The following is a 15752-nucleotide window of genomic DNA, read 5'->3' on the forward strand; positions in this document are numbered from 1 at the left end:
GTATGTTTCGTTTAATTATACCGTGTTTGGTATTACTATTATCAGCATGTACCACCAGCAGAGTTGCTGATGATGTAGAGCTTAGCCCTTCAAAAATTGTGGCATTAATGCCACTTGTTAATCATGCTCAAACACCGCTTGCAGGTGAGCGTGCTGAAGATATTTTAGCCAGTATTTGGCAACAAAATAAATTACCAACTCTTATACGCGCACCTCGCGTAAACACCAAAGAGCTTCCACCACTGGACGATCAATACCGTTTAGACAATGCTATGCAGTGGTTAAGCACTCAACAAGCTGACTATGTACTAACAGGCAGCATTGAAGAGTGGCGCTATAAAGCTGGGCTTGACGGCGAACCCGTTGTTGCACTTACATTATCACTCACTGAAAATGGACAAACAACGCCGATTTGGACGGGTACTATTGCTAAAAGTGGTTGGGGCCGCGATAGCATTGCAGCAACAGCACAAGATGTGATTGCCGATTTAATTTCTTATATAGAGGTTAGTGAGTGAAAACACATTTCCTTAGACCAAGAGACGTTCCTGAGCTACAAATATGGGCTGAGGTATTTATATTTACCGCGCTTGCTTTAGGGCTGCCTGTATTATTTAACGCACAGGACCCATTTTGGACTGAGGGAGGGTTTTCGTGGCCTGTACTTGGCCCACTTTTAGTTTCTTTACGCTATGGCTTTTCAAAAGGCTTTATTAGTATTTTATGTTTGCTTGTTGGCCAACTTTTTTTACTTCAAGCAAATATTTTATCACCGCAAAGCGACTTCAATATTAACGCTATGATTGGCTACATTATTGTAATTATGATCACAGGCGAATTTAGGGATGTGTGGGAGCGTACTAATCAACAGCAAAGTATTCAGCTTGAGTACGTAACAGATCGTCTTGAAACATTTACTCGTCAGTATCATTTAATTAATTCATCTCACGATAGAATTGAGCAAATGCTAGCTGGCCATACGTTAAGTTTACGTGAATCGCTACAAGCAGTAAGAACCTCTATCGGGCTATTAAAAGAAAGAAGACTTGATAGCGCAGCGCAAAAAATAATCGACTTGTTTGTTGAGTACGGTTCGCTAGAAAGAGCGGGGTTATATAAAGTTGAAAACGACAGTGTTTTAGAGCCACCACTTGCCTCTATAGGTAAAATGAGTCAAATAGCTAAAAACGATCCTCTTATATTAGCGATGATCGAAGAAAAAGAATTAGTATCGGTAAAAGACGAAAAAGCATCATCGGGTATAAGTAAATACCATATAGCAATCCCACTTATCGATGTAAACAATACTATTTACGGCGCTATTTTGGTTGAAAGAATACAATTTTTTGCACTTAAAAATACAACTCTAACATTACTTGCTGTAATGGCTGGGCATATAGGCGATTTACTTCGTCATGAAATAACAAACCCAGTAATGACGTCTGAAGAGTCTCCATACTTTATTCGCCAAGTTAAGCGCGCAAATAAAGAAGCAAAACGATACAACATCCCATCGCAGCTACTAAAAATAAAAGCCAACAATATTACTGATAAATCGACTCAACTTATGAGTTATTTAAGTGAAGCCCGTCGTGGTTTAGACATTTATTTATATGATGATAAAAATCAGATATTACTGCTATTAATGCCATTAGCTGATGAACTTGAAAAAGCAGGCTTTATTGCCCGAATGAACACTTGGTGTAAAGAGCGCACTGGTAGCACTTTAGCTGAGCTTGATATTGTTATTGAGCAGCAACTTGCACTACCTATAAGCTCAGATGACATAAAGAGATTGGTTTCACTTTCATGATTATAATTATTGTAGCGGCTATATTAGGGTGTATTTGTCAGTACTTTGCACTAATAGAAGTACTGGAAACACCTGATTGGTTTTTAGCTATATTATTGCATGCTATCGCTAGCATCTTTTTTGCTATTGTTAGTTATGTTTTTATACCTAAAAAATACAAAACGACTCCTTATAGCTCTTTGCTACTCATGTTTTTATTATTGTTTACATTACCAGTACTTGGAATTATAGGTGTTGTAGTAGCGCTTACATTTGCTCTTTGTAAACCTCTCAAGAATGACGAGATAGAAATAGAGGAGCATAAAATACCTGAGCTTCCTTTTGAAGCCAGAGCAATATCAGCAAATCCAACCTATTCAATTGGTGGACTTAAAGCAATTTTGAAGCACGCTAATGAGCCAAATAAGCGTTTAAGTGCTGTAATGGCGGCTCGTCACATGAGTGACTCACAAGCTATTCCTATTTTAAAGCTAGCACTTAAAGATTTAGAAGATGATATTCGCTTGCTCGCCTACTCAACCCTTGATGGTAAAGAAACCAAACTTAACGAAAAAATCAGTTTGTATCAGCAAGAAATAGCAGTTACAACTAAGCAGCCAAAATTGAGTCATTTACAAAAACAGCTAGCCGAACTTTATTGGGAACTGAGCTATTTAGGCTTAGCCCAAGGCGCACTGCGTAAATACGTTTTAGAAAAAGCAGAAGCACTTGCATTGCAAAGTATTGAGCACGTAAAAACACCTGCAACCTTTATATTTTTAGGGCGTATATCTTTAGCCTTAGACAAATACGAAATAGCCCATGAGTATCTACTTAAAGCAACTGAGTTTGGTATGGCAAGGCGCCATGTATTGCCTTATAAAGCCGAAGTTGCCTTTTGTATGAACAAGTTTGACGACTGTAAACGCTACTTAAAAGAACTCCCAGAACAACCTAAGGGCAGTGAATTACGTCATTTGCAGGAGTATTGGCATGAGTAATAAAAATGCAGACATTTTACTGCTTTTAGAAGGCACTTACCCTTATGTACGTGGTGGCGTATCTAGTTGGGTTCATCAAATAATTGAAGGGTTACCTCATTATAACTTTGAGCTTGTTTTTATAGGTGGAGCACCAGAGCATTATGGCGAGATTCAATATACTTTGCCTGAAAACGTTACCAAGCTGCATGTTCATTATTTAGTGGAAAATGACACATCTGAAATAAAAGCTAAGCATGGCGTTAAATATAAAAAAGAGCTCTTTGATTTTTGGCAGCAACTACAAAATTATTTTAGGGATTGTGATGAGCCCATCCCAACTGAGTTATTAAAGTTTGCATTTGAGACTTTGGCTAAAAAAGACGGTATTAACGAAGCCGACTTTTTATATAGTGAATCATCGTGGCAAGTACTCACCAATTACTATTCAACTTTTTGTGATGAATCCTCTTTTATTGACTTTTTTTGGTCATACCGCAATTTATATAAACCGCTATTTAAAATAGCCGAAATTGCACGCGGACTTCCAAAAGTTAAACTTATTCACTCAATATCTACCGGGTATGCTGGTATTTTAGGATCTGGTGCCAGTGTAATAAGCGATACTCCCTTTTTGTTGACCGAGCATGGTATTTACACCAAAGAGAGAAAAATAGATCTTATTCAAGCCAGTTGGATCAAAGAGTCTGAGCAAAGCCTAGGTAAAAACTTAAATACCGAAATGGGCTTTATTCGCCGTATGTGGATCAGCTTTTTTGAGCAAATCGGCCGAACAACATACCAAGAAGCAGATAAGGTCATTTCGCTATACGGCGGTAACAGGCAGCGCCAAATAAAGGATGGTGCAGCGCCAGAAAAAGCATTTGTTGTACCTAATGGAATTAAAACAGTGCGCTTTATTGAAGCGCTTGAGCAGCGTCCAAAACAGATACCACCAGTTGTTGGATTAATTGGACGTGTAGTGCCTATAAAAGATATTAAAACCTTTATACGTGCGATTAAAGAGGCGCAATCGATGCTGCCTGAAGTAGAAGGCTGGATCATCGGCCCTTATGAAGAAGATCCGCAATATTACAAAGAGTGTGAACTACTTGTAGGCAGTCTTGATTTACAAAGCAGTGTAAAGTTTTTAGGTATGCAAGATATTACCAAAATTTTGCCTAAGCTCGGAATTGTAGCTTTAACCTCGATTTCCGAAGCGCAGCCTTTAGTACTTTTAGAAGCAATGGCGGCCGGTGTGCCTGTACTTGCTAGTGATGTTGGCTCGTGCCGCGAAATAATCGAAGGCGGAACTGATGAAGATAAAGCATTAGGTAAAGCCGGTGAAGTTGTCTCAATTGCTTCACCTAGCGAAACAGCACAACAAATATCAAACATGCTAACAAATGAGCAAGTTTGGCTTGAGTATCAAAAAAGTGGTTTAGACCGCGTACAAAAATTTTATGACGAGAGCCACATGTTTGCCCGTTACGATAAACTTTATAAGGATACAATGGCATGGCCGGAATAGGTTTTGAGATACGAAAAATTCTCAAAAAAAATACCCTGCTCTCAGTTTTTGAAGCATACGGCTACGCGGGCTTAATAGGCTCAGGCCCTTGGCTGCTCTCTATTGTAGCGTTAATGCTAATTGGTATTTTAAGTTTAGGCGTTGTATTACCCAAAGTACTTATTATTCAGTTTTTAACGCTTGTTACCTACATGATGGCAGCTTCACTTATTTTAACGGGTGGCTTGCAGTTATTATTAACTCGATTTATTGCCGATTTATTTTTTCAAAAAGAAGAGGCAAAGGTACTGCCTAATTTACTTGGTGCGCAACTTATAACAACAATAGCCGCGCTATTGGTAGGCTTGGCTGTATGGCCTATGCTCCCTATACCTGTTGTTACTAAGATTATAATTTTAGGTGCCTTTGTAAGCTTATGTAATCAGTGGCTTGGCGCTATTTTTCTATCAGGTATGAAAGAATACCGGTTAATTTTAATAACTATGCTAAGTGGTTACGCCTTTATGGTATTGCTTGCATATTTATTAAGAGACTGGCAGTTAGACGGCTTATTTTTTGCGTTTTTTGCAGGCGAAGCTCTGCTCTTTTTTAGCTTTTTGTTTATGATTATTCGCCGCTACCCAGGTGAAAAACTTATAAGCTTTGACTTTTTAAGCAATAAAAAAGTGTATTACAGCCTATTCTTTTGTGGTCTGTTTTATAACATTGGTGTGTGGGCTGATAAAATCATTTTTTGGTATTCACCAAGCACATCAATTCAAATTATTGGCACGTTACGAGCCAGCCCAATTTACGACTTGCCTATATTTTTAGCCTATTTGTCTATTATTCCCGGTATGGCAGTATTTTTAGTAAAAATGGAAACCGACTTTGTAGAAGAATACGACCGTTTTTACACAGCTATTCGAGAGGGTTCATCGTTAGAAGAGATTTACTATTTAAAAGACAATATGATCCAAACTGCACGTGCCGGTTTATACGATATATTTAAAATTCAAGGTATTACCGTTGCCTGCTTATTATTATGGGGCGAGCAAATACTTACCTTTATTGGTATTGATCCAAACTATAAAACGCTTTTATTTATTGATGTCGTTGGTGTGGGTGTACAAGTTATATTTTTGTCTATTTTAAATATTTTGTTTTATTTAGATAAACGCTCAACCGTCCTGTTTTTAGCGGGACTATTTTTGGTAATAAACGTTGTTTTAACTTTGCTATCAATCGCTTTTGGGCCGCAGTTTTATGGTTACGGCTTTGCTCTCTCAACTATTATTACCTCTGTTGTTGGCTTATTTTGGCTTTCTAAACAATTTGAAGATTTAGAATACGAAACGTTTATGCTGCAATAGCATAATATAAAGGCTGCTTATGCAGCCTTTATATTTAAAGCTTTTCGTAGAAAATTAAAATAATTAATTATTGGAAAGCGGCTGATACACACCATGTTTATAGCTCATATAAGCGCCTCAGTTTAAAGCAAAAAAGACTAGCTCAGTAAAGGTATAAAATGGGTATAAAACAAAGGACTTATAAAAACCAAGCTACCTTGGCTTAGCTAATCTCTTGTACAATTAGACTTAGCTAGTTTAGCTTTATGCTAAATGAGGTAGCCGTTGCAATTACTTACTCACCCATCGCGCTTTAAAACCACGCGTATCAACATGTATAAATGCGCCTCTGTGCGACTTAGGCCCATAAATACCTAAACCACCTAGCAAACCTTTAAATGATTCACGTCTAGCTAACGACTCCACTATATCGGCCATCGCTTTAGCGTCACCAATTGAATGCTTACCGTCATTATTTATATCATCCATACGGTAGTTGCCATCGTTATCTATAAAAATATCGGCAGCATCACCAAATACATGTCGGCTAAGTTTTACATTGCCAATTGATTTGTTGTAGTACGGAGTTCTATAACCGCTCATAACCACCATATTACTAACCGGTATACCTTCTAAAATCAGTTCTTTGCGTATTTTTTCTAGTTTAAGTAGTAATTTATTTTGTAAAAATAAATACTTTGGGTACTTACTTCGCTGCTTACTAACAAATTCTTTTAGTGAAAAGTGAGGTGATATTTTTACGTTTTCATTTTCAGGCGTTACCTTAACAAAGCCATCGGGCACTATGTAGTGTGAAGCGTCTTTAATCTGTGAAGGTTTAGGATAGTGCCCAATGTGGTAATACTTGAGCTTTCCTCCTTCAACATTGTCTGCCGGTACTTTTACAAATACGTTGATTTTCATACGCTGTTTTTTATCGGGCGACTCAATAATTACCGTTGTTAAACCAGGCTCTTTGGGTGCTTGCCATTGCCAGCGGTTGGTGTCTGTAAGCTTAGATTTCCCTTGAGTGTTAATTAGCGTGTAAGCATTTTTTGATTGCGCAAAAAGCACTTCAAACTCAACTTGTTCTTTGGGCATTACAAATACTGAAAACACCGAATATGGCATAACTATGTCGTTAATTTTTAGGCTAAATTCTGCATCTTCAAAGCTGGCTTTGTTTTTTATATCAACTACCTGATGCGCGGGCTTTATAGGCGCGGCAGCAAATACATGATTGCTAAATATAAGTGTGAATATGGCGATAGAAATATAATGAATAAATTGCATAAACCCTCTCATTATTTATTTTTTAATAAAGCGGCAATCACCGACTGTTCATCATTTTTGAATAGCGCTTTTTTATCGCGTTGATATATGTCATCTCTAAAGTTAACCAGCTTATTTTCGTCAACCCATGCAGTCCAATAAACTAAATGAATAGGAAGAGGCTCATCTAAATAAAACGTCTTAGTACTGTTTTGAGCAAGTGCGCTGTCCATATTATTGAGTGTTTGCGCTTCTCCTTCGTACTTAATAATTTCACGCGCTAACGAAAAAGGCTTTTCTATTCTTATACAGCCATGAGATAAAGCTCGGTTTGCTTGGCTAAAACGGTGCTTTGCTGGTGTATCGTGAACATAAATTGCTTCGGGATTGGGGAATAAATACTTAACTTCCCCTAGGGGGTTTTCTTCACCAGCACGTTTTACTAAAAAGTGATCAAATTGGTACGGCTTAATAGAATCCCAATCAATATTGCTTGGATTAACAGTTTGTGAGTCTAGGTAGCTGTTTTTTCTAATTTCAATATTATTTTTTACAAGATAGTCAGGATCCTCGGCTACCTTTGGAGCAATTTCTTTGGTGGCAATTGAGGTGGGTATACGCCATTCAGGATTAACTACAAACTTTTCTATTTCGTCGCTAAATGCAGGTGTTTCCCAACTTGGTTTACCTACAACTACGTTATTTTTTAATTTTACATCGCCAGCTTTTACAAATCGTAAGCTGTATTCAGGAATATTTACATACACATATTGCTCATCACTTGCGCCTGCAAAGTTAGTTATTCTATAAAAGTTAAGTTTTAATTTATCGAGTTTTTGCTGTGCGGGCACATTAAGCGATGCAAAAGTACGCTTACCCACTCGGCCATCAACTTTTAAACCATGGCGGCTTTGAAATTGCTTAACAGCTTGCTCTATATCTTTATCAAACGTGCATATAGCTTCGTCGCACACGTTAATTTTTAAGTCACGCTCTTGATATAAACGCTGTGCAAGTAAGCTCACCTGTTTATTATTACTGCCTAGTTCAAGCAATTCATCGTTATATAAGTGTGTAAAACCACCTTTGTTAACTATTTCTTGATACCAATTAATGGCTTTTTCTGTACGTTCAATTAACTGCGCTGAATATTGGTCAAAGTAGTAGCTGTCATCTGCTTGCACGTACTTTTGTGAGTTGTAAGTAGTTAGTGAAGAGTTAGCGAGTACCACACTTTCAAGTTCATTGGCAGCGAGTGTTGGTGCTGAGCATAATCCGCTCATACCAATAAACAATGCAGTTTTTAAAGTAAAACCCTTTGCTTTAGTAAGCGCTTGATTTGAAAATGACCCCTTCACTGTGTACCTCCTCGCTAAATATCGTTGATAAATGCTTATGTACTTACCACTAAGTAGTACACTGGAGGTGCAACGGTAATGCCAAATTAAAGTTTCAAAATAAACAATTGAAATTTAATGACTTTTTAAAAACCCTTATTCTAAACGTTAATAAATTAAACTAGAGAATATGTAATTACTATGCTCAAGTGTGTAAAGTTGCTATGGCATTAATCTTTTAAAAAAGCTAAAAAACCACGTTCATAACGACTCAAGTACTTTGTTTTTCGTGGTAATGAAAGAGACTCTCTCCACGCAGTTTGAGTATCTTCATCTTCTTTACACAGGGTAATTAAATCGGGATGCACATAAGATTTGCGTGCTATAGCGGGAGTATTACCAAGTTGCTCAGATACGCTATCAAGCATGCTTTTTAAACTAAGCGCCCCTTTAGCTTTAGCTAATTGTTTGAATGCAATAACGCTTGCTCGCCAAGTTCTAAAGTGTTTAGCACTAAACTCCTCGCCCATTATTTGCTGAATGTATTGATTTATTTCACTTGATGTTACATTTGTGCGCTCACCTTCATTTATATACTGAAATAAATGCTGCCCGGGTAAATCTTGTAAGTCTTTTATAACATGGCTAAGCACCCTGTCGGTTATATTTACTTCACGTTCTTTACCTGATTTGGCACGATATTTTAGCTGAATATTTTTGCCCGTGAGTTTTGCATGGCGTGTTCGTAATGTTGTCGCACCAAAACTTTTATTTTGCTTTACGTTACGCTCGTTACCTACCCTCAATGCACCTAAATCCATAAGTCTTACAACTGCTGCTAAAGTGCGTTCAATATTAAGCTCATCGCCTTGTAAGTCTGTTTCTAAACGCGCTCTTAACAAAGGGAGTTTATTACCAAATACTCCACATGCTTGGTATTTTTTTGCTTCTTGTTGCGCCCTAAATTCAGGATGGTAGCGGTATTGCTTTCGCCCCTTACTATCAAATCCTGTCGCTAAAATATGCCCGTTTTCTTCTGGGCAAAACCAAGCGTTTTTATAGGCTGGCGGAAATGCCAATCCATTCAAACGATCAATCACATTTTGCTCTTTTATTTGCTTACCGATTGGATCAAAGTAAAGCCAACTTTTATGTTTAAGTTTACGAGTGATCCCTGGTAAATTATCGTCTACATAAATTAGCTTCATTAACCCTCCAGTTATATTTAAGCATGCGTCGGAATACAAAATGTATCACTTTAAAATAACCTTAAACTGAACAAGATTATTGATATATAATAAAAAACCAACAACAATTATAAATACTTAATATATATTAATAATTCTATTTAGGTTTTCGTAAAAGTAAGTCGAACTTACGCGCCAGCAACATGCCTATTACGATTAAACTCGATGCACTTAGCGCTAAAAAAAGCTACTTGAGATAGATTTATTATCCTAAGTTCAGATTAATTACACTTTGTCCCCTGCAATTGGGGTGCTGTTTAAATGGAGAATTCAATGGCTTTTGATTATGGATCGATTGATCTTGGACTAAAAAACCCCTTCAAACTGGAAGGTAAAGTAACAGCATTAAGAGGACTCATTGAGTCTATAGCAGGTATTAGTTTACTTGTTATTGCTGCGGGCTCTGTGAAAGAAGATACAACCGCAGGTTGGATTTTAATGGTGTTTGGCATGCTTATTTTAGCATTCGGCATTCGCTCACTATCGGCAGGTATTTATGCAACACTTAAATACTTTGTAGGTAGAAACCACCCAACTTCACTTGCTTATAACTACAGTAAATCGCAAGCATCAACCGCTCAAGAAGAACAAAAAGAAGTAGCCTACACAGCGCAATCACTTGAAGAAATGCTGGTTGGTCGTAAAAACAGTACATTTAAAGAGCCTAATGGTTTTTTATCACGCTTACTTCACAGCTTAATCCCTAAGTTATTGTTTCTACCATATCCTATTCGAAATGTTGCTCAGCGATTATTTGGCTCATGGGTAAGCACCTTTGTCGCCCTTATTGCTTATGGCCTTGTTGCATTTGTATCTTTGTCGGGCTTTACCGGTGAAGCTGGGGAATTAGCATTTCCGGTTTATAGTGCAATATTAATGTTTTACGTGCTTTTTTCTTGGCGCTCTACAGGTAAACCTATCTCTCGAAATGCAGAAAAGAATATTGAAGCACTTGGTACTGGTGCGCTTGCTAAAATTATTTCTTTATCTTTTATTTTACCCATCGCTATTGGTCTTTCTATGTCATGGTTGATGAAAGAGCAGCACATTAGTAAACAAGAAATAGATAGCTGGCTTGAGCAACTGCCTAGTCTTCATGCTGGAATATACTTAATTGCAATTATTATATTAGCAACTCTAAGCTGTGCGCTTGCTTTTATCATGATTAAAGCGCGTTTAAATTCAGTTACCCCTTCAGCTGAAGTATCTGAACTACGTGAAAACTGGCAAGAGTCTGTTCATCCAGACGAGATTTTCATAAACCTTGATAACCTAGTAATGGCTAATCGCCGTTATAAAGAAGTACCTAACAGAGTTTACAGAGAATTAGACCCTAAGCTTCAAGAACAAATAGAAGGTAAAGGCGGTTTTAAAGGTGAAATGATCCAAGAGATTCAGCCTAAACTGCACTCAATGGACTTAGGTAAAAACTTTACACTCGCGAGATTACTTGCTTTGGTGAGCGGTAACTTACTTTATATTGTAGCGTTAGCATTTACTGTACTTTTAGCGTATTCGTTTATTAATATTTACCATTACATTGATGCGGCAAATATTAATAGTTTTAAACAGGCATTTAATAACCAACATGTCATTCAATTTAGTGAGCTATTAATGACAAGCTTTCACTTATTGCTAATAGGCGTACTTATTAAAGCATTTGCGCAGTTACTTGCAAACACAGCGCATCTATTTTTTGCAGAAATGCAATTTGAGTCACTGCTTGTGTACTTTAAATGTGAAGGCACTTTTACTGAGTCTAAAATATCAACAGGTACTGGTATTCACGATAGCACCCGCTCAGAAAATACTTTAGTACGCAGTAGCATAACGCCTTGGATTATTGTTTCTCGTGTTATCTCTACTACGTTTGCTGCAACAGGTATGAAAAACCTTGAACATCCTCGCCACATTATGGAAATGCATAAAGACGAAGGACAATTACAAGCAATCAAAAAAGACGTTATTTCATTCTTAAAAGACCGCGAATCTATCGCCTCAATCACCAGTGAGCGTGATTTAGGTAATGCGTCACAAATACATCAACTAAACCAACAAACGCGCGCTATACCTACTCAGCAAGCGATAGCGAAAGATGATGAAGAAGCTGCCGGGTATTTAAGACAAGAAGAAAACTTATCTCCCGAGCCCAAGGGTTAATTAACCTCAAACCTAGATAATTTTTATTAATGCCACCTTGTTAACTTAGGTGGCATTTTTTTTAACCTCTATTCAATACTTTTTAACTTTATTACCTCTTTTGCACTCAACAACATGATTAATATTGGATTAGTTCACAAAGCCCTTGCTTTATGTGCCAAAACACAAATAATGAAAGGATTAATTACAGGGTAAGAATGAGGACAATGAGCTATATACTAACCACCCAATGTGCTGATGATGTAGGCTTAATAGCTAAAATTACAGGGCTTTGCCATAAAAATAATTTAAACATTACGCGTAACAACGAATTTGTAGATAAAGACGCGCAGCGATTTTTTATGCGTACAGAGCTTACAGGCGAGCCACAAAGCGACTTTTTAGATCAACTACGCGCATTGTTGCCAGATGGGGCTAAACTTGCGCTACATTGCGGCGCAAAAACTAAAGTAGTTTTACTGGCAACTAAAGAAGCTCATTGTTTAGGTGGTATGCTGTTAAAGCAATTTGAACAAACTCTTAATATTGAAGTACTCGCTGTAATTGCTAACTATGCTGATTTAGAGCCGCTAGCTAAAGGGTTTGGTGTGCCATTTCATGTTGTATCGCACGAAGGGTTAACCCGTAGCGAGCATGATAAAAAGGTAGGCGATTTAATTGCCAGTTACAATCCTGACATTATTGGCCTTGCTAAATACATGCGTATTTTAAGTCCTAAATTTGTGGGTCGATTTGAAGGTAAAATAATTAATATTCATCACTCATTTTTGCCTGCATTTATAGGTGCTAAACCTTATCATCAAGCATTTGAGCGCGGCGTAAAAATTATTGGTGCTACCGCTCACTTTGTTAATAATGAGCTTGATGAAGGTCCTATTATTTTGCAAGATGTAACCAGCGTTACGCATGCTAATACCGCCGAAATGATGGCTAAAATGGGCAAAGATGTTGAAAAGACTGTGTTTTGTAAAGCACTTCAACTTGCCTCAGAGCATAAGCTATTTATTAATGGTAATAAAACCGTGGTGTTTTCTTAGCATTAATCCAACTGCTTAATTATTCTACATATGAAAAAATGCCAGCATTGTTGCTGGCATTTTTTTGCTCATAAATAAGCTAATAACTTTTTAAATGTAAATTATGCCTGCTCTATTGGTTCGAGCTTTAATTTAGCGGCAATTAAAACGGCTTGGGTACGATTGTACACACCGAGTTTTCTAAATATGGCTGTAATGTGTGCTTTTACTGTCGCTTCTGATATGTGTAGTTCATAAGCAATTTGCTTATTAAGTAAACCTTCGTGCAGATATTGCAGCACTCGGTATTGTTGAGGCGTTAATGAGGCAACTTGCGCTGCTATTTCTCTATCTTCACCTTCAATTTCAGCTACTTTGTTTTTTAGCTCTTTTGGTAGCCATGTATCGCCTTCAAGTATTTGGTTAATTGCACTGGCAATATCATCAGACGATGATGATTTAGGAATAAAACCCATAGCGCCGTAACCCATTACTTTAGAAACGATATTCACGTCTTCACTACCCGAAACAACGGCAATAGGTAAGCTTGGGTATTCTTCTCTAATACGAATAAGACCATATAAATCACCATTACCTGGCATGTGAAGGTCTAGCAGTAATATATCAAGATCCTCTTGCTCGCTTAACACTTGCAGTGTGCTGTCAAAATCGGATGATTCAAAAACCTCTAAACCCTCAAATTTTGCGCTCAGTGCGCCTTTTAGTGCTTCACGAAATAACGGATGATCGTCCGCTATTAAAAACTGACTCATGGTTCACTCCTAATAAATTCGGCTGCCAGTTAGGTTTAAAACCTTTACTGACAGCCGATATACTACGTTTAGAATCAACTTGTAATCAAGTTTTTAACGCACATTTAACGATTTAATCTGTTCTCGATTAGTTCATCGACAACTGAAGGATCGGCAAGCGTTGACGTATCACCGAGTTGTTGGTGCTCATTTGCAGCGATTTTACGTAAAATACGACGCATAATCTTGCCTGAACGTGTTTTTGGCAAACCCGGTGACCATTGAATCATATCTGGAGATGCAATTGGGCTGAGCTCTTTACGAACCCAATTACGTACCTCTTTAGTTAATTCATCGCTTACAGTTACACCTTCGTTAGGCGTAATGTAAACATAAATACCTTGGCCTTTAATATCATGCGGGTAACCTACAACAGCAGCTTCTGCTACCGCTTCATGCGCAACTAACGCACTTTCAATTTCGGCAGTACCAAGGCGGTGCCCAGACACATTAAGTACATCGTCCACACGGCCTGTGATCCAGTAATAACCATCTTCATCACGACGACAACCATCGCCTGTAAAGTAAACTCCTGGGTAGGCGCTAAAATAAGTTTGTTCAAAACGTTCATGGTCGCCATAAACAGTTCGAGCTTGCGATGGCCAACTATCTAAAATAACTAAATTACCATCTACGGCACCTTCGAGTGTATTACCTTCAGCATCAAATAATGCAGGCGCAATACCAAAAAATGGATGTGTTGCAGAACCTGGTTTTGTATCAGTAGCGCCCGGAAGTGGTGTGATCATAATGCCACCGGTTTCTGTTTGCCACCATGTATCAACAATCGGGCAATTAGATTTACCAATACTCTCGTAATACCATGTCCACGCTTCTGGATTTATTGGCTCACCTACTGAACCTAAAATACGTAAACTATCGCGATGTGACGAAGCTGTAGGCTCATCACCTTTAGCCATTAGTGCTCTAATTGCTGTAGGGGCGGTATATAAAATAGTAACGCCGTGTTTATCAACTACTTCGCCCATACGCCCTGCAGTTGGATAAGTGGGGACACCTTCAAATAAAACCTGAGTACAACCGTTTACTAATGGCCCGTACGCAATGTAACTGTGGCCTGTGATCCAACCTACATCGGCACTACACCAATACACATCATCTTCTTTTAAATCAAATACGTATTCATGTGTCATTGATGAGTAAACTAAGTAGCCACCTGTAGTATGTACAACACCTTTAGGCTGACCAGTAGAACCTGATGTATACAATATAAACAAAGGATCTTCAGCATTCATTGGCTCTGGCTCACACTGTGCTGGTAAGTCAGCAACTAGCTCGTGCCACCATATATCGTGCTCATTCCAATCAACTTCACCGCCTGTTAATTGATGCACAATAACGTGTTCAATTGTGGTTACAGTTTCTTGCGCTACCGCTTCATCTACATTTGCTTTTAATGGAACACAATTTCCTGCTCTGCGTCCCTCATCAGAAGTAATAACAACCTTAGCACCAGAATCTCTAATACGATCAGCAATAGCCGATGGTGAAAAACCACCAAATACAACAGAATGAATAGCACCAATACGTGCACAAGCTTGCATTGCATACACCGATTGTGGGGTCATTGGCATATAAATAGCTACGCGGTCACCTTTTTGTACACCCAGTTTTTTTAAACCATTGGCAAATTTAGCCACTTCGTCATGAAGTTTTTGATAAGTAATGTTCTCACTTTGAGAAGGATCATCACCTTCCCAAATAAGCGCAATTTTGTCTGCTTTCGTTTTTAAGTGGCGGTCAATACAGTTGTAAGACGCATTTAAATAGCCATCTTCATACCATTTAATACTGATGTGGCCTTTATCAAAAGAGGTGTTTTTAACTTTAGTGTAAGGAGTAGACCAATCGAGGCGTTTGCCATGCTCACGCCAAAAACTTTCAGGGTCATCAATAGATTGCTTATAAAGCGTATTATATTTATTTTTATCAATGAGAGTCGCATCTTTAATATGCGCAGGAACTGGATAGATACTTTGTGACATCTTCGTCTCCATTTAAATTACTTGCCTTAAGCTTTTATCAAGGATTACTCAGCAGTACTTTATTAAGTATTAGACCTTAGTTGTACTCTACTCCAATTTACTCATTTGTAGTTTATAATCCACCTGCTTTCAATTTTTTTACATAAATAATACAACGCGTTAAATGTAAGTGAATACAAACTAATCCGTTCTCAAACCTTAGTCTTATAGACCAATAGGTAATTGAGTAAATATTGCACATATTCAAAAGTGTTTGTGTACTTTTTAA

12 protein-coding genes are annotated in these 15752 nt (G+C 37.9%); 7 read left to right on the plus strand and 5 right to left on the minus strand.

The features are described 5' to 3' along the window. Positions 1-2: 2 nt before the first annotated feature. The 5 genes from H5118_RS14815 to pelG are packed head-to-tail and all read left to right on the plus strand — an operon-like array spanning position 3 to position 5655. A complete protein-coding gene (locus H5118_RS14815; RefSeq protein WP_007584808.1) occupies positions 3-518 on the plus strand; it encodes a hypothetical protein in 516 nt (171 codons plus the stop codon). After that, positions 515-1813: a PelD GGDEF domain-containing protein gene (locus H5118_RS14820; RefSeq protein WP_182749282.1), complete on the plus strand. Its 1299-nt coding sequence runs from the start codon at positions 515-517 to the stop codon at positions 1811-1813. Before H5118_RS14815 ends, H5118_RS14820 begins: the two co-directional genes overlap by 4 nt. After that, entirely contained in the window at positions 1810-2793 is a 984-nt protein-coding gene (locus H5118_RS14825; RefSeq protein WP_024597303.1) for a hypothetical protein, read from the plus strand. Before H5118_RS14820 ends, H5118_RS14825 begins: the two co-directional genes overlap by 4 nt. Further along, positions 2786-4303, plus strand: a complete 1518-nt coding sequence (pelF, locus tag H5118_RS14830; RefSeq protein WP_154903678.1) for a GT4 family glycosyltransferase PelF — start codon at positions 2786-2788, stop codon at positions 4301-4303. The genes H5118_RS14825 and pelF overlap by 8 nt, the downstream gene beginning before the upstream one ends. Then, the gene (gene pelG / locus H5118_RS14835; protein ID WP_182695071.1) at positions 4291-5655 is read left to right on the plus strand and encodes an exopolysaccharide Pel transporter PelG; all 1365 of its coding nucleotides are present in this window, start codon (positions 4291-4293) and stop codon (positions 5653-5655) included. Before pelF ends, pelG begins: the two co-directional genes overlap by 13 nt. 270 nt (positions 5656-5925) lie before the next feature. Here the strand turns inward: pelG and H5118_RS14840 are convergent, their stop codons facing one another. The 3 genes from H5118_RS14840 to H5118_RS14850 form a co-directional block, all read right to left on the minus strand. Next, positions 5926-6927: a D-Ala-D-Ala carboxypeptidase family metallohydrolase gene (locus H5118_RS14840; RefSeq protein WP_182749283.1), complete on the minus strand. Its 1002-nt coding sequence runs from the start codon at positions 6925-6927 to the stop codon at positions 5926-5928. An 11-nt stretch (positions 6928-6938) separates the two neighbouring features. After that, entirely contained in the window at positions 6939-8264 is a 1326-nt protein-coding gene (locus H5118_RS14845; RefSeq protein WP_182749285.1) for a murein L,D-transpeptidase, read from the minus strand. A gap of 209 nt (positions 8265-8473) precedes the next feature. After that, positions 8474-9451 (minus strand): DNA topoisomerase IB, encoded by a 978-nt coding sequence (locus tag H5118_RS14850; RefSeq protein ID WP_002958945.1) that lies wholly within the window; start codon positions 9449-9451, stop codon positions 8474-8476. Between the two features lie 312 nt (positions 9452-9763). Between H5118_RS14850 and H5118_RS14855 the strand changes: the two genes are divergently transcribed. Both H5118_RS14855 and purU read left to right on the plus strand, forming a co-directional pair. Next, complete coding sequence (locus H5118_RS14855) at positions 9764-11650, plus strand: hypothetical protein (RefSeq protein WP_182720474.1); 1887 nt, start codon at positions 9764-9766, stop codon at positions 11648-11650. 206 nt (positions 11651-11856) lie between these two features. After that, positions 11857-12687: a formyltetrahydrofolate deformylase gene (gene purU / locus H5118_RS14860; protein WP_182749287.1), complete on the plus strand. Its 831-nt coding sequence runs from the start codon at positions 11857-11859 to the stop codon at positions 12685-12687. A gap of 101 nt (positions 12688-12788) precedes the next feature. On the opposite strand, the gene H5118_RS14865 is transcribed toward purU, so the two are convergent. Together H5118_RS14865 and acs are read right to left on the minus strand one after the other, a co-directional pair. After that, complete coding sequence (locus H5118_RS14865; protein WP_002958948.1) at positions 12789-13439, minus strand: response regulator transcription factor; 651 nt, start codon at positions 13437-13439, stop codon at positions 12789-12791. A gap of 104 nt (positions 13440-13543) precedes the next feature. Then, a complete protein-coding gene (acs, locus tag H5118_RS14870; RefSeq protein ID WP_182749289.1) occupies positions 13544-15484 on the minus strand; it encodes an acetate--CoA ligase in 1941 nt (646 codons plus the stop codon). Between the last annotated feature and the right edge of the window lie 268 nt (positions 15485-15752).

It is taken from the genome of Pseudoalteromonas sp. SR41-1, assembly GCF_014164015.1.
Taxonomy (GTDB): domain Bacteria; phylum Pseudomonadota; class Gammaproteobacteria; order Enterobacterales; family Alteromonadaceae; genus Pseudoalteromonas; species Pseudoalteromonas distincta.

Bases quoted from the DNA above. Each gene is read 5' to 3' on its own strand.
- H5118_RS14850 (WP_002958945.1), bottom strand. From the start codon at position 9,451: ATGAAGCTAATTTATGTAGACGATAATTTACCAGGGATCACTCGTAAA.
- acs (WP_182749289.1), bottom strand. From the start codon at position 15,484: ATGTCACAAAGTATCTATCCAGTTCCTGCGCATATTAAAGATGCGACT.
- H5118_RS14815 (WP_007584808.1), top strand. From the start codon at position 3: ATGTTTCGTTTAATTATACCGTGTTTGGTATTACTATTATCAGCATGT.
- pelG (WP_182695071.1), top strand. From the start codon at position 4,291: ATGGCCGGAATAGGTTTTGAGATACGAAAAATTCTCAAAAAAAATACC.
- H5118_RS14865 (WP_002958948.1), bottom strand. From the start codon at position 13,439: ATGAGTCAGTTTTTAATAGCGGACGATCATCCGTTATTTCGTGAAGCA.
- H5118_RS14855 (WP_182720474.1), top strand. From the start codon at position 9,764: ATGGCTTTTGATTATGGATCGATTGATCTTGGACTAAAAAACCCCTTC.
- pelF (WP_154903678.1), top strand. From the start codon at position 2,786: ATGAGTAATAAAAATGCAGACATTTTACTGCTTTTAGAAGGCACTTAC.
- purU (WP_182749287.1), top strand. From the start codon at position 11,857: ATGAGCTATATACTAACCACCCAATGTGCTGATGATGTAGGCTTAATA.
- H5118_RS14840 (WP_182749283.1), bottom strand. From the start codon at position 6,927: ATGCAATTTATTCATTATATTTCTATCGCCATATTCACACTTATATTT.
- H5118_RS14825 (WP_024597303.1), top strand. From the start codon at position 1,810: ATGATTATAATTATTGTAGCGGCTATATTAGGGTGTATTTGTCAGTAC.